The organism is Pseudomonas sp. TWR1-1-4 (genome assembly GCF_049897165.1).
Taxonomy (GTDB): Bacteria; Pseudomonadota; Gammaproteobacteria; order Pseudomonadales; family Pseudomonadaceae; genus Aquipseudomonas; species Aquipseudomonas canadensis.
Genome location: NZ_JAFCVS010000003.1, coordinates 606,451 through 619,527 on the forward strand (window position 1 = coordinate 606,451; position 13,077 = coordinate 619,527).

General features: G+C 49.3%; 8 protein-coding genes and 1 pseudogene. 5 read left to right on the top strand and 4 right to left on the bottom strand.

Annotation, left to right across the window (positions count from 1 at the left end):
- Positions 1–9: 9 nt before the first annotated feature.
- A complete protein-coding gene (locus tag ACP7C6_RS11165) occupies positions 10–933 on the bottom strand; it encodes a LysR family transcriptional regulator (RefSeq protein ID WP_305382236.1) in 924 nt (307 codons plus the stop codon).
- A 49-nt stretch (positions 934–982) separates the two neighbouring features.
- Here ACP7C6_RS11165 and ACP7C6_RS11170 point away from each other — a divergent pair, with 49 nt between their 5' ends.
- The 4 genes from ACP7C6_RS11170 (at position 983) to ACP7C6_RS11185 (ending at position 6,135) form a co-directional block, all read left to right on the top strand.
- Complete coding sequence (locus ACP7C6_RS11170) at positions 983–1,297, top strand: hypothetical protein (protein ID WP_033900621.1); 315 nt, start codon at positions 983–985, stop codon at positions 1,295–1,297.
- 139 nt (positions 1,298–1,436) lie between these two features.
- Positions 1,437–2,036, top strand: coding sequence for an FMN-dependent NADH-azoreductase (locus ACP7C6_RS11175; RefSeq protein WP_426108705.1), 600 nt, complete (start codon positions 1,437–1,439; stop codon positions 2,034–2,036).
- 202 nt (positions 2,037–2,238) lie between these two features.
- Positions 2,239–3,105: a carboxylate/amino acid/amine transporter gene (locus ACP7C6_RS11180; protein ID WP_339496416.1), complete on the top strand. Its 867-nt coding sequence runs from the start codon at positions 2,239–2,241 to the stop codon at positions 3,103–3,105.
- 96 nt (positions 3,106–3,201) lie between these two features.
- Positions 3,202–6,135, top strand: a complete 2,934-nt coding sequence (locus tag ACP7C6_RS11185; RefSeq protein ID WP_426108706.1) for a P-loop NTPase fold protein — start codon at positions 3,202–3,204, stop codon at positions 6,133–6,135.
- Here the strand turns inward: ACP7C6_RS11185 and ACP7C6_RS11190 are convergent.
- Positions 6,128–6,664 (bottom strand): annotated as a pseudogene (locus ACP7C6_RS11190) (mechanosensitive ion channel family protein); the annotation flags it as partial. The gene ACP7C6_RS11185 and the pseudogene ACP7C6_RS11190 sit on opposite strands and share 8 nt — an antisense overlap.
- A gap of 149 nt (positions 6,665–6,813) precedes the next feature.
- Between ACP7C6_RS11190 and gmtY the strand changes: the two are divergent.
- Positions 6,814–8,187, top strand: a complete 1,374-nt coding sequence (gene gmtY / locus ACP7C6_RS11195; RefSeq protein ID WP_426108707.1) for a gamma-mobile-trio recombinase GmtY — start codon at positions 6,814–6,816, stop codon at positions 8,185–8,187.
- 240 nt (positions 8,188–8,427) lie between these two features.
- Here gmtY and gmtX read toward each other — a convergent pair whose 3' ends face one another.
- Positions 8,428–9,024 (bottom strand): gamma-mobile-trio protein GmtX, encoded by a 597-nt coding sequence (gmtX, locus tag ACP7C6_RS11200; RefSeq protein WP_426108708.1) that lies wholly within the window; start codon positions 9,022–9,024, stop codon positions 8,428–8,430.
- A gap of 36 nt (positions 9,025–9,060) precedes the next feature.
- On the bottom strand, positions 9,061–12,825 hold the full coding sequence (gene gmtZ, locus ACP7C6_RS11205; protein WP_426108709.1) for a gamma-mobile-trio integrase GmtZ: 3,765 nt from the start codon (positions 12,823–12,825) through the stop codon (positions 9,061–9,063).
- Positions 12,826–13,077: the final 252 nt, after the last annotated feature.

Consider the following 13,077-nt stretch of genomic DNA (forward strand, 5'->3'; position numbering starts at 1 on the left):
AACTCCGTTTCAGGCTTGCTGTGGGGCGGCGAAAGGCGCGTCCAACGGGGCGGTGTCAAAGGTGCGCAGCAGTTCCACGAGGATCTGCGTTGCCGGGCCCAAGGGTTTGTCTTTATTGGAATACAGAAAGAACGTGGGGTGACGGCTGCGGCCCTGTTCCAAGGGGAGTTGCTTGAGCACGCCTTCGGCGAGTTCGCGTTCGATCATGTGTCGGGGCAGCCACGCAAAGCCCAGGCCACTGCCCACAAACGCGGCGGCGGTAGCCAGGCTGCCGACGGTCCAGCGCTGTTCGGCGCCGAGCCAGCCCACATCCCTTGGTTGCTGGCGGCCGGAATCGCGGATCACCACTTGCATCTGGCTTTCCAGATCCTGGAAGCTCAACTCGCGATTCATGCGGTGCAAGGTATGCTCGGGGTGCGCCACGGCGACGAATTCCACATCGCTCATTTCTGTGCCCAAGTAACCTGGGATGCTGAAACCGCAAATCGCCAGGTCGGCCACGCCTTCCATCAGCAACTCTTCAACACCCGACAGCACTTCTTCACGCAGGCGCACACGGCAACCGCGGCTCTGCGGCATGAATGCGGTGAGCGCGCGTACCAGGCGAGCGTTTGGATAGGCCGCGTCCACCACCAGCCGCACCTCGGCTTCCCAGCCTTGTTCCATATGGTGGGCGAGGTCTTCCAACTGGCTGGCGTTTTTCACCAGTTGCCGGGAGCGGCGTAACAGCACTTCACCGGCGTCGGTGAGCACGGCCTTGCGCCCGTCAATGCGCAGCAGCGGCACGCCGAGCTGGTCTTGCATGCGGGCCACGGTGTAGCTCACCGAGGACTGCGAACGGTGCAGCGCTTCGGCCGCCTGGGCGAAGCCGCCATGGTCGACCACGGCTTGCAGCGTGCGCCATTGATCGAGGGTAACGCGGGGCGCTTTCAAGATGGGTTCCTCTTGTCCTAAGCTGACAGTCCTTATTGGAGACTGTTGAATGAGAAAATTCTGTTGTGTGTTGCTGGCGCTGCTGCCGCTGAGCGCGTTTGCGTACCCCATCGACGTGACGAAAAAGATCGACGGCGTCAGCATCGATTACACCGCCTCTGACGTGGACGGCGATATCAGCTCGATTCAACTCAATAACTACGGCACTCAAGACGCGGTCTGCTCGGTAACCTTCACCAACGGCCCGGAATCGCCGCGCCGCAGAACGGTCACGGTGCCGGCGGGCAAAAGCACCAACACCACGGTCAAGTTCAACCGCGCGATTATCAAGATGCGGATCGCCCTGGCTTGCGCACCGAAGTAACCCAGCAGCGGAGCACGCTCCGCTTATAAACAAATTTATAGATGGGTTATAGCAGTTTTTTGCGCTTTTTAATCGAATTGGCTCTGTTTAATCTCTACTCCATCGCCTTACAGCAATTTCAGATGGAGCCTACAAAGCCATGTCCAATGTTCTGATCATCGAAAGCAGCGCCCGCCAGCAGGATTCGATTTCCCGCCAACTGACCCAGCAGTTCATCAGCCAATGGCAGGCCGTTCACCCGGCCGATCAGATCACCGTGCGCGATGTGGCTCTCAACCCGGTTCCGCACCTGGACGCCAACCTGCTCGGCGGCTGGATGAAACCTGCGGATCAACGCAACGACAGCGAGCAGGCGTCCCTTGACCGCTCCGACGAATTGACCAATGAGTTGTTGGCTGCCGACGTTCTGGTGATGGCCGCGCCGATGTACAACTTCGCCATCCCCAGCACTCTCAAAGCCTGGCTGGATCACGTGTTGCGGGCCGGTGTGACCTTCAAGTACACCGCCACCGGGCCACAGGGCCTGCTGACTGGCAAACGCGCCATCGTGCTCACCGCTCGCGGCGGCATTCACACCGGGGCCAGTTCCGATCACCAGCAACCCTACCTGCGTCAGGTCATGGCTTTTATCGGAATTCACGACGTGACCTTCATTCACGCCGAAGGGGTGAACCTCAGTGGTGACTTCCAGGAGAAGGGCATCAACCACGCCAAGGCCCTGTTGGCCCAGGTCGCCTGATCCGTTAATCGCCAGATAATCCCGCGATGTTTATCTAGCCCCACGCAAGCCCTTCAAGTACGCGTAACAGACCTCCCTTTGCACTTTTGCTCCTGAGTGCTCCTGCCCGACTGCCGCTTTAGCGAGGTCGGGTTTTTTTTGCGCCGAGTTTCTTCAACCGTCGAAAACCTTTAATGTCCCGCCCATTCGAAACGAGGCGCGCATGGGCTACTTACTGGTTGTCACCCTGATTCAGGCATTTTCCTTCAGCTTGATCGGCGAATACCTCGCTGGTCACGTCGACAGCTATTTCGCCGTGCTGGTGCGCGTGTTGCTGGCCGGCTTGGTATTCATCCCGCTGACCCGCTGGCGCTCGGTGGAACCGGGCTTCATGCGCGGCTTGCTGGTGATCGGCGCGTTGCAGTTCGGCGTGACCTATGTGTGCCTGTACCTGAGCTTTCGCGTGCTCACGGTGCCCGAAGTGTTGCTGTTCACCATCCTCACGCCGTTGCACGTGACCCTCATCGAGGATGCACTCAATCGTCGCTTCAACCCCTGGGCGCTGATTGCCGCGCTGGTGGCGGTGGCGGGTGCGGCGGTGATCCGCTTCGACCAGATCACTCCGCACTTCCTGGGAGGCTTCCTGCTGCTGCAATTGGCCAACTTCACCTATGCTGCCGGGCAGGTGATGTACAAGCACTTGGTCAAACGTTATCCAAGTGACCTGCCGCATTACCGCCGCTTTGGTTTCTTCTACGTGGGCGCATTGCTGGTGGTACTGCCGGCGTTCCTGCTGTTCGGCAAGGCCAATTTCTTGCCCGATGCGCCACTGCAATGGGGCGTATTGGTGTTCCTCGGACTGGTCAGCACCGCGCTGGGCATGTACTGGTGGAACAAGGGCGCTTGCCTGGTGCAGGGCGGCACGTTGGCGGTGATGAACAACCTGCATGTGCCAGTGGGGTTGCTGCTGAACTTGCTGATCTGGAACCAGCATGAGCCGCTGGGGCGGTTGGCGTTGGGCGGGTTGGTGATTCTGGGGGCGGTGTGGATCAGTCGGTTGGGTGTGCGCAAGCAGGCTGTGATGAACTGAGCCAACATCATGCGCTAATTCGCGCCATGAAGTACGGGATTTTAAGTCAACAGTACAAGGATGAATGGTTTGAAGGACCTACGATTCGAGGCGGCCATGCCTGAAATGGTTGTCTATCTTAAATCACTGATTTTGGGATTTGTAGCTTCTGAGGTGTGGCGTTGTGCTTACCAAATAGGAATACCGCTGGCCAATAAACTGCACACAATGAATGCTCTTTGGTCACTTTTTCTGCAGGTTTTCTTTGCAGCTTTAATTATCGTGTATGCCTTCAGCAGAGGAGTGTGTGGGGCCGGTGTGCGATTGGGAAGAAGCAGGCGTATTGATCTACTGATCACGGTGGGCATAGGTGCTGCATGCGATTGGTTTTTGATAGACTCGGTAGCTATTACCTACTTGAAAAAAATTGATGATCAAGCGTTAGCGTGGTGTTGGGCGGCGGCCTTCCTATTACTCTCCGCGCTGGTGATGCTGACACCGCTTGTGAGTGCGTTGCGATTAAAACTACGGCGTGTTAGCGCGCAGTTGTATTTTATGAGTGATAAGGAAATCGATGATTCAGAGCGGGACTGTCTGTTTCAATTGGAGGATGCGCGCACGTTTGCCAAGACTGTACTTGCCAGCAATACGGGGTCTGGTCTGGTCTTTGGTGTTGAGGGGCCTTGGGGCGTCGGGAAGACCAGTTTTTTAAAGCTTGCGCAGGACTATTGGGAGTCGACGGCGTCAGCGTCAATCATTGTTTTCCGCTTTGAGCCTCTGCGGTATGCCGGTGAGCCGGATTTGACTGAACGGTTTATCAAAGAGTTATTAACGGTCGTCCAGAGTAAAGTGTTTGCTCCGGAATTCAAGATGGCACTTTCGCGTTACTCAAAAATGTTGAAGGGGAAGGCTGAATTTTCAGTATTTGGTTTGAAAATGTCTTTTGAACCGACCACTGAAACGGTTGATCAGTTGTTGAAAGATGTGGATTTGATACTGCAAAAAACCAATCGAAAGCTGATCGTGATTGTAGAAGATTTAGATCGCATTGAGCCAAAGGCGATCAGTAATGTTCTCTTTACTGTGCGTAGGACATTTGCATTGGCCCAAGCGACTTATATTCTTTGTTATGATACCGAGAATTTAATTGCCGAGACGGATGAGGGCGCGGTGTCGCGCGAGTTTCTCGAAAAATTTATAAATGTTAAGTTCAGTATCTTGCTCGACTCCGCCCTAATTATTGAATACCTCAAAAATGGTTGGAGGCGAGAGCATCAGTTTGTGCAGGCGCTGACGCCGGACAGGGAACCTATACTAGGAGAGTTGTTGAATGACTTGGCAGGTCTTTTAGGTGGCGCACATGCTGTTCAGTATATGCGGCTTGTCGGGAATTTGCGTAAAATTAAGCGTTTTATAAACGCAATTGTTTCTATGCAGTTGGAGAGGCTTGATATTTCCATTACTGACTTTTATCGCGGGGATGTAATTAATCTTGTTTTGCTGAATATGAACTATCCTGGCGTTTTTCGGCAAGTATATGCTGAAGAGACTGAAGGGCGAATGGGGATATTTTCGAAAGTCGTTAGCGGCGAAAGTAGTGCTCGAAACAATACATCGGCTTATCTAGAACTTGTTAAATCTCAAGAGGAGGGAGTGGGTTTTTTGTTGGAAGAGTTGTTTTCTATGCGGGTGAGAAGAAATGACTCTGCAAGGTGGAGGGTACGAGCGTTCTGTAATGATAGTGATATTAGATCGTTAGAAAAGTATCTCATGCTAATAGTGCGGCATGCGGTGCCTGATCCAGTGGGGACATTCAAGCTTTACCAAGACGCTGTCGATGCAGCGGTGAGGGGTGATCCTATTGAGGGAATTCTGGCGGGACGAGGATTTGAACTTTCTCGCGATGAAATTGCTCATGAAAAATTTTGGGTCAATCTCGTAGGGCGTTGCAATAATAATGGGGTGCTTGCCGCTAAAGTTCTTGATGCTGTTGTTGATACTATTCCACGTTATATGTTGTTTCGTGCTTCAGGTGGAAGTTTGCGGTGTGGTTTAGTGGTGGATGTCGCAAGGCTTCTGGATATTATCGCTTGGAACGCTCCTAGGGCCAGAAATGTAGAGTCGGATTTTAATGCGGCGGACCGAATTTTTGGAAAGAATAGCTATGCAGGGACAGGCATTGTCGAACGTATTATGAGCGCTGAGCGCGACGTGCTGAAGTGGTACGATGTACTAAGGTTTCGTATTGAGTGCTCGCCTGAGAAAAATAAGCGGTACAGTGAGATTTATAAATCGCTATGTGCGGGGCATGATGAAGGTTTGACAGGTAAAGATGATTCGGTCCTGGATGTGGATAGAGAATGTCTGCGAGTTTTTAGTCAGCATGTTTTTTCTCTGTTTTACCAAGAGTTTGTTCTTCCTGGTAAGAACTTCTTTGAAGAGGTTGCACAGCTTGGGGCGGATCGATTTTTGGGGGATGTGAGCGTTGAAAGTGTGACGAAGGCACTAAAAGGCTCAAAGCTGTCGTTGGACGGTAAAGTTGCGGCGGACAGGAATGCGTTTATTTCATTTGTTGTTGATAACTTGTCCAGTGCCTCTTTATACAGTGAAGAGGTACGTGGGTGTGGCTTTTATGATGTGGAGGGGGCTGATGACAAGCATGGAATAGCCTCGTTAATGAATGATTATCTATTTGATGTTTGCTTTTGTGTTGATGGTGGTGAGCGGAATTTGTTGTATTTTATAGATTTTTGCATGTGTAACTTTTTTCATAAAACGGTTGTTGAGAAAACCGATTCGTCGACTAGTGAGTCTGGAAGTAGCTTCTATGCAAGTAAGGTGATCTTGTCACTTGATCTTAAGCGCTTGACATCATATTGGAAGAAACAGCGCGGTAAAATTTTGAGTGGAAACTATCTTGAGAGGGAGCGTAAAGTCTTTACCCACGACTTTATCAGAAGTTACAAGGGTGATCTCCAGTCCGTTTGTGATGCCCTTGATGAATTTTGTGAGGCAACACCTTCGTTGCCTCATCAACCTCTAGTTACATAATACTGCGTTCAGGGGCCGGTAAATGACTAGCCCCCAACACCGCCGGCAACACCCCCGCACGCAAGTCATTGCCACTCGGCTGCTGATACAGGCTCAAGCCAAACTCCGGCAGTACCGCCAGCAGGTAATCAAAAATATCCCCCTGGATACGCTCGTAATCCGCCCACGCCGTGGTGCGGGTAAAGCAGTAGATCTCCAGCGGTACGCCCTGGGCGGTGGTTTGCATCTGGCGCACCATGCAGGTCATGTTCGGCTGGATGTCCGGGTGGCTTTTCAGGTAGGCCAGGGCGTAGGCGCGGAAGGTGCCGAGGTTGGTCATGCGGCGGCGGTTGGCCGAGAGTTGTGCGCTGTGGCCCTGGGCTTCGTTCCAAGCCTTGAGCTCGGCCTGCTTGCGCCCGATGTAGTCGGTGAGCAAGTGCACCTGGGTCATGCGCAGTTCTTCGTCGTCGCGCAGGAAGCGCACGCCGCTGGCGTCGATGAACAGGCTGCGCTTGATACGGCGCCCGCCGGAGGCCTGCATGCCACGCCATTATCACCGCTAGGAAAAACATACTATTAATTCTTTAAACCTTATGTTTTTCCCCCAGCGGGTAGAAATAAAACACTTTCTAAAGGGTCGTAGCATCGGTATATTTTACCTATATCAACATACTATGTACTGTGTACTAGGAGAGTGTGGTGCCTTATGTTTTAAAGGTAGTGACTGAGTATCGAGGGGATCACACTGGTAGAGAAGTGTTACTACCAGCTTTGCTCACTCAAAATGGTATTCTTCTGTCCCACATACGCTACCTAGCTGATATTAAATTCATCCATCGCAGCGCTTCTTGGCGCGAGCGAAGCGTTTTTGCACTAAAGCTATTAATCAAGTTCATTAATAGTAATGGTCAGGAGATTACTAAAGTAACCGATCTTTTAAGTGCTTTTGCTTTAGCGTTGGAGATTGGAACGATAAATGTCTCTACTCAGACCGACCCAAGTGGTCTGTATTGGTCGCCACGAAAGATAGATGATGCTAAAACCCTTTTGGGTCATATCACTAGCTATACAGATTGGTTAGCTGAGCAAGCTGACTATATGGCTGTTCGGGCAAATCCCTTTCGTGAGGCAACATATGTAGAGCAACAGTTAAATTGGTGCGCTTATTATCAGAAAGAATCTAACATATTTTTACGTCATCTCCGAAATTCGGATGATGCAGCGTCCAGTAATTCTCGTACCAGATCAGTGAAAACGTCAAATCCGTCTAAGTCTACGCGGCCAGCTACTAAGCGCTTTCCGGAGTCAGAAATCCACAACCTTCTGCAGAATGGTTGGGTGCGTCGCAATGGAAGTCCCGATGCGACTAAGCACGACTTCATTGACTATAAAGGTCGTGCTATAAATATCCTCATACATTATGGAGGGCTACGTAAAAGTGAGGTCTTTCATATGTTTTTGATTGATCTGATTCCGGACAAGAAAAAGAACGATGTGATAGTTAGGATTTATCACCCGTCTAATGGGCGTTTGCCGGACGATGTCGTTGGTTATACGAATCGGATGGACTATTTGAGCCGGCGTTACAGGATGTTGCCTCGAAACAAATATATTAAGTCGCACTCATTGCATGCGGGATGGAAAGAGCCACTTCTCTCAGAAGGAGCGGATGGGTACATTGAAGTTCATTTCTTTCCGATGAAGATGAGTAAAGAGTTTTTATATAACTACATGATGTATCTCAAGCATCAAAGAGTTGACCCCTTGCCTGGTGCAGACCATCCATACGCGTTTACCAATACTCAGGGTAGTCCTGAGACAGTTAAGAATTTCAATCGGCAGCACAGGGATGCTGTTAACAGAATTGGCTTAGTCCATGCGAAGCGTCTGGGTACTACAGAGCATGGCCACCGGCATGCCTACGGTCAACGGCTAACAAACGCTGGTCTAAATGAAGTGGTCATTCAGAAGGCAATGCATCACAAGAGCCTTGAGTCGCAGGAAGTGTACACGGGGCCTTCTGATGAGGACGTACGCAGAGAGCTTAGTAGGTCGGAAAGATCGGGGGGGTAACGCCTTAAGGAGCCTGCCGGCTCGTACTGACGATTAAAGAGTGGTACTTGACTGCGCTGCGCTGGGCAGCGTCATGGTGGTGGGTCTTTACTTGCCTCTGTAATCTGACATTCCAGTTAAAGCTTGACTCAGTCAGAGCGCGATATTGCCAATGATATGCGTGCGCTGATTGAGTCAGAGTTTATCCACCGGCTACGTGCGGCATGTCACAGTATGCTTGATCTATGGCATCGACCACGATTACAGATGTTTGAGAATCTTTTCTATCGCTTGCATTGTTCCTGGCTTGAAGACGGCCCTCCCTTGAAGGTCGAGAGCATCACCCTTATCCCCTTTTGTAAGCTTCCAAGTAAGATAAAAGTCATCAGATCTGAGATGCTCAATCGCTCGGCGCTCAATGTTGGTTAGCCTATAATCTGGAAGCGACTTGGAACGGTCGTCTATCTTGATGATGAGCCCAGGCGGTACAAACTCTTTGATGATTGTCTGAGCCTCGGAAAGCTCGCCCAAGAGCCGATAGACTAAAATCCGATGCTTAGGGTCTTTGATGTCATCTGCCCAAGCATCACTTGGTTTCGGTTTCGGCACTCGGGTTTTAGCGTCTTTGTCCCCCTCAAAGCTCTTGATCAGTGCCTGATAATTCTCACCAGTCTTATTTCTAATACTTTGAGCTTTCGGGACATTCAGGGCGCTGCCTAGGCGAGCGATTGCAGCATATGAAAAATCTGAGCTACCGGATTCGAGTTGTTTTTTACATACGTCATAGATCGCCTGAAGCGTTTTACTTTGCCTAGGTGCCTTTTTACAAAGGAAGTCGAGCATGTCTTCAGGTGTCATGTATGCCTCGGGTTTGTAAATCTGAATTAACGACTTTCATAAATTAGCTGGTAGGTACTCGGGATATGACTTTTTCCCAGTCGCTTCAAAATTTAATGCCAAAGGTTCGGAGGACAGCATTTCAGCAAACTCTTGTTTGGTGATTTTTACCCCGCCATCTAAGTCTTCCAAAAGCAGTGCTCCGCTGATAATGTTGTCAACAGTTTCCCATGATTTAAGTCGGCTAAAGAAAAACTCAGTGACCTGATTTCCTAGGATAAGCTGTTGTCTCTCTGACAAATTGAACATGACTGGGCGAATGTTGTTGAGCATTGTCATTCGATCAATCATCTGCGAGCGCCTAGGTGTGGCTAGTTCTGCGGTTGCTGAGTGATATATAGTCGCATTAGTGCATACCTCGTTGAGTTGATGGTAAAGAGACGTTTCCTCGAACGCAATTAGCATTTCGCTGTCCGCATGTTCAACGAGCATAAGGCTCGTGGGAGAGGTGGGGTCTTCCTTACTCGCCCCATCTTTATTGTTGAGCACCACTTGCGAGTCATTGATGAGTTTGGTCACGGCTTGCATATCACATAGCAACATGTCCATTTTTTTTGCTGCTAATTCCATATTGTTTAGGATCTGCCGAATCTCAGCCTCTATTCTGAGGCGCTCACGATCATCAAAGATTTCGCCAGACTCATCCATCTCGACTTCAAGGTAATCCAGTGTTTGTACCTTATCTTGCAAATCCTGAAGTTTCTCATCAAGCTCGTTATGATTTTCTGAGTATAGGTTCAAACGAAGAGATATTTCGTTCCAGAGTGAGACAAGTCCGCCCAAAAAAACTGGGCCTGATACGAGATGTCGGCATCGTGGACAGTTCTGCATTCCCAGATAGCCAGCAGGTACTGGAGCGAAAACTTGCGCATGAACTTTCACTCCGCCGTCTTCGCAACGGGCACCTGCGTAGGGGCAAATGCCAAAGTCGCGCACAAGTTGTGTGCCAGTCATTCCTGACATTAGCGCGGCCAAAGCTTCTTCGCTGTTTGCAACAAAACTGTTGGTTAGAGCGTCTAGACGGTTCTGCTCCAACATAAGCTGTACGTCAGACACCTGGCTTAGAAGTGCTCTCTTTTCACCCTCAGCCATTAGTTGTCTCATTTTTACATTATTGATTTTTACATAATAAATGCTCATTACGATTGAAGAGTGACCCACTATCTTCATTACGACTTCAACAGGCATCCCGAAGTCGACAATATAAGCGGTTATCAAACTTACACGCATGCTGTGCGGCGTGAAATGCGATGAATAACGACTTAGGATCGAGTGATCTCCAGGCTTATCACACGTCGCCAAATTCAATCCCGCTGGCTGGGTATGGTATAAGGCTGCAGCTAAGCGAGGGGACATTAAATTACTGAATACGGGCGGTTCCTCCTCCTTAAAAGCCCGAAATAGAAAACAGTTCGCACCCTTACGCTGTAGCTTTTTTTTGGTTAAGTTTGTGCGTCCTGCACATTCGACCCAGGGTTTTGGCTTTGTTATAGGGTTGTATTTGCTTTGCCAGTTACGAAGAACTGTAAGCCAATAAATCAACTTTTCCGGAATCCAAGGTACATCGTAACCCTCACCATCGTATCCGGTTTTGTTAGAAGTAAAATGCATTCCCCACTCGCCATCTACTGAGTGGGTTACGAACCCCTCTTGCAGGCCTTTCTGACGCAACGGATTCGGGTTTTCAACCCAGTGTGGCTTACCCTCTTTATACTCGACAATAAACTCATCCAGTTCGCCAGAGTCGTTGTACATGATTTGCCTGCCACGAGCAGGTACTGATACCAGCGCATATAGAGCCATCCAGTTTGCAGGGTACCACATGTAGTATTTACCCCCTGACGTGCGGTAAATGCAGTTGGGGTCATCGAAATCAATTAACTGCTCATCAACTAGGTGATAATCTCCGTCAAAGCGATGAATATTTTTAAGATCATCGAAGCTCATAGCGTCGTCTGGAATGATCCACTTTCTCATGGCTTCAACGTATTGATAAGCAAGTGCAGGTTTAACTGTTTCGCTGGGGCGCGCGCCCCTACCCGACACCTTAATTGCGGCAAATGGGTTAACTGCCCCGGCGATTCTGACAATCTCGCCAGTAATCTCGTCTTCATCAGTGAAATGACGAACGAGCGCATAATTTAGGTAGCCATTCAATTCATACCATGTGCGACGGACTGTATCTGGGTCTCCTTGACTTTCAATATATGTCTCACACATCTTAATGTTGATGGATGCTGAGGTCAGAAACTCTTGGACTGATGATCCATAATTGTTTGGTTCAATAAAATGTCTAAGAAACTTACAGAAAGTTTGTTCTCTTGAGCCCTTAGCGTCTAGTGTATCTAAGTATTTTTTCATATCTTCAACCCACCTGACGCTCTTAGCGGCAGCATAGGTAAAGCGTGCAGGTGGATCTTTTTGGACGAACTCATGCGTGCTCGTCCATTCACTATAAAACTTCCGAGGGTGCCGAGGCATGCGAGGGTCTTTTAGCTTTCGCCATAACGCAACATATTCGTCAACAGTCTTACAGTGGTGAAGCTCCATTAACTCCTGAATCTCATTGTAGGTATACGGACTCGGCAGACCCAAAGTTTCATACCAGTTAACCCATTCGACTTCAAAAAAAGCTTCAGGATTAATCGGGAGTTGTGGATATTTTTTGCAAAAATTTGAATATTGCTGTTCTGTTTTTACCTTAAGTATCTTGGCCGCCAGTTTAAGATCGTCCAAGCAGCTATAATTCGATGGCAGTAGGAAGTCCACCCATCCTGGAAAATCATCAAATCTTACACTTGGGTTACACGGCAAGCGATCATCGATTTGATATCCTTGAATATACTCGGTCGCGGTCGCGAATTTATATTGAAGGCAAACATCGCGTGCATCCTGCCAAGAGTTGCACCAGTACGACCTCCTGCCGGCCATCGCCCGAGTCCAGCCCTCCCATTCCTCATACGCTCTTTGGGGCGAGGCGGGCAACATAGGATCCTCACACACACGACTATAAAATTCTTTTTGGTTCTGAATGCCCAGTTTCCTGATTGCTTCTTTAAACTCCTCATACGTTTGGTATTTGCCAGCAAGACTTGGTCGGTTTTTTGGGCGCGGAGTGTAGTTCAAATAATTCGCCCAGCCGCCCCAATCCTTTTGGTAGTGCCTGGCCGGGTTCCGCGCAAGTTTTGGGTCTAAGTGGCGGATTCGGTGATAGTCATCTTTGCTTTTAACCCCGATTTTCATTGCTGCGGCAGATGCTTCCTCGTAACTTTTGTACGGCACATCAGCGAAGCCTAGAAATGCCTCATAGCCCGGGAAGTCTGGGTATATATCATGAGGGTCGCACGGTAGCCTTGGGTCTGCTTTCCGACGGGCCTTATAGTCAACTGAACCTGTAATCCCTAAAGCGCGAGCGCCCTCTTGGCACTCCCCTAATGTTTTGTAGAACTCCGGCTTGCCAAAAAATGTTTTCCAGCCTAGCCATTGCTCTCCATAATGTACAATTGGATCAATTGGTAGTTTTGAGAATTCTTTTCGTAATTCACTGTATCCAAGGATAGTATTTACCTTGCGCTCTTGAATAATACTGGACGCATCTTCATAAGAGAGGTGCTCTACGGCAATACGCAATGGCCGAGGTATACCGCCGCGTGACTTACGCTTCGAGTTTTTACTGGAGTTATGGTTTTTCTCTGATTGATTGTAAGGATTAATAGTCTCGATCCGCTCATCAGGTTGAATTGCATCTGTATCCCTATTCATAGTGGATCTCTTTTTTTAACAGCCTTTGGGTATCAATAGGCGGTTTAGCCAACCGATAACTTTGCTTGCGCAGCGCTGCATTTCACAAATTTTGACAGAGTCAGAACTGTGTGGATGAACTCGCTCGGACATGCGTGGGGGCACTAATAAAGTGTCTTCGGACTTTGAAGTCAAGAGCTTTTTTTGTGGTTTTGTTGTGTGTTGTTTGGGGCGATTATTTAAATAATATGTCAATTGTTGGTTAAATATTTT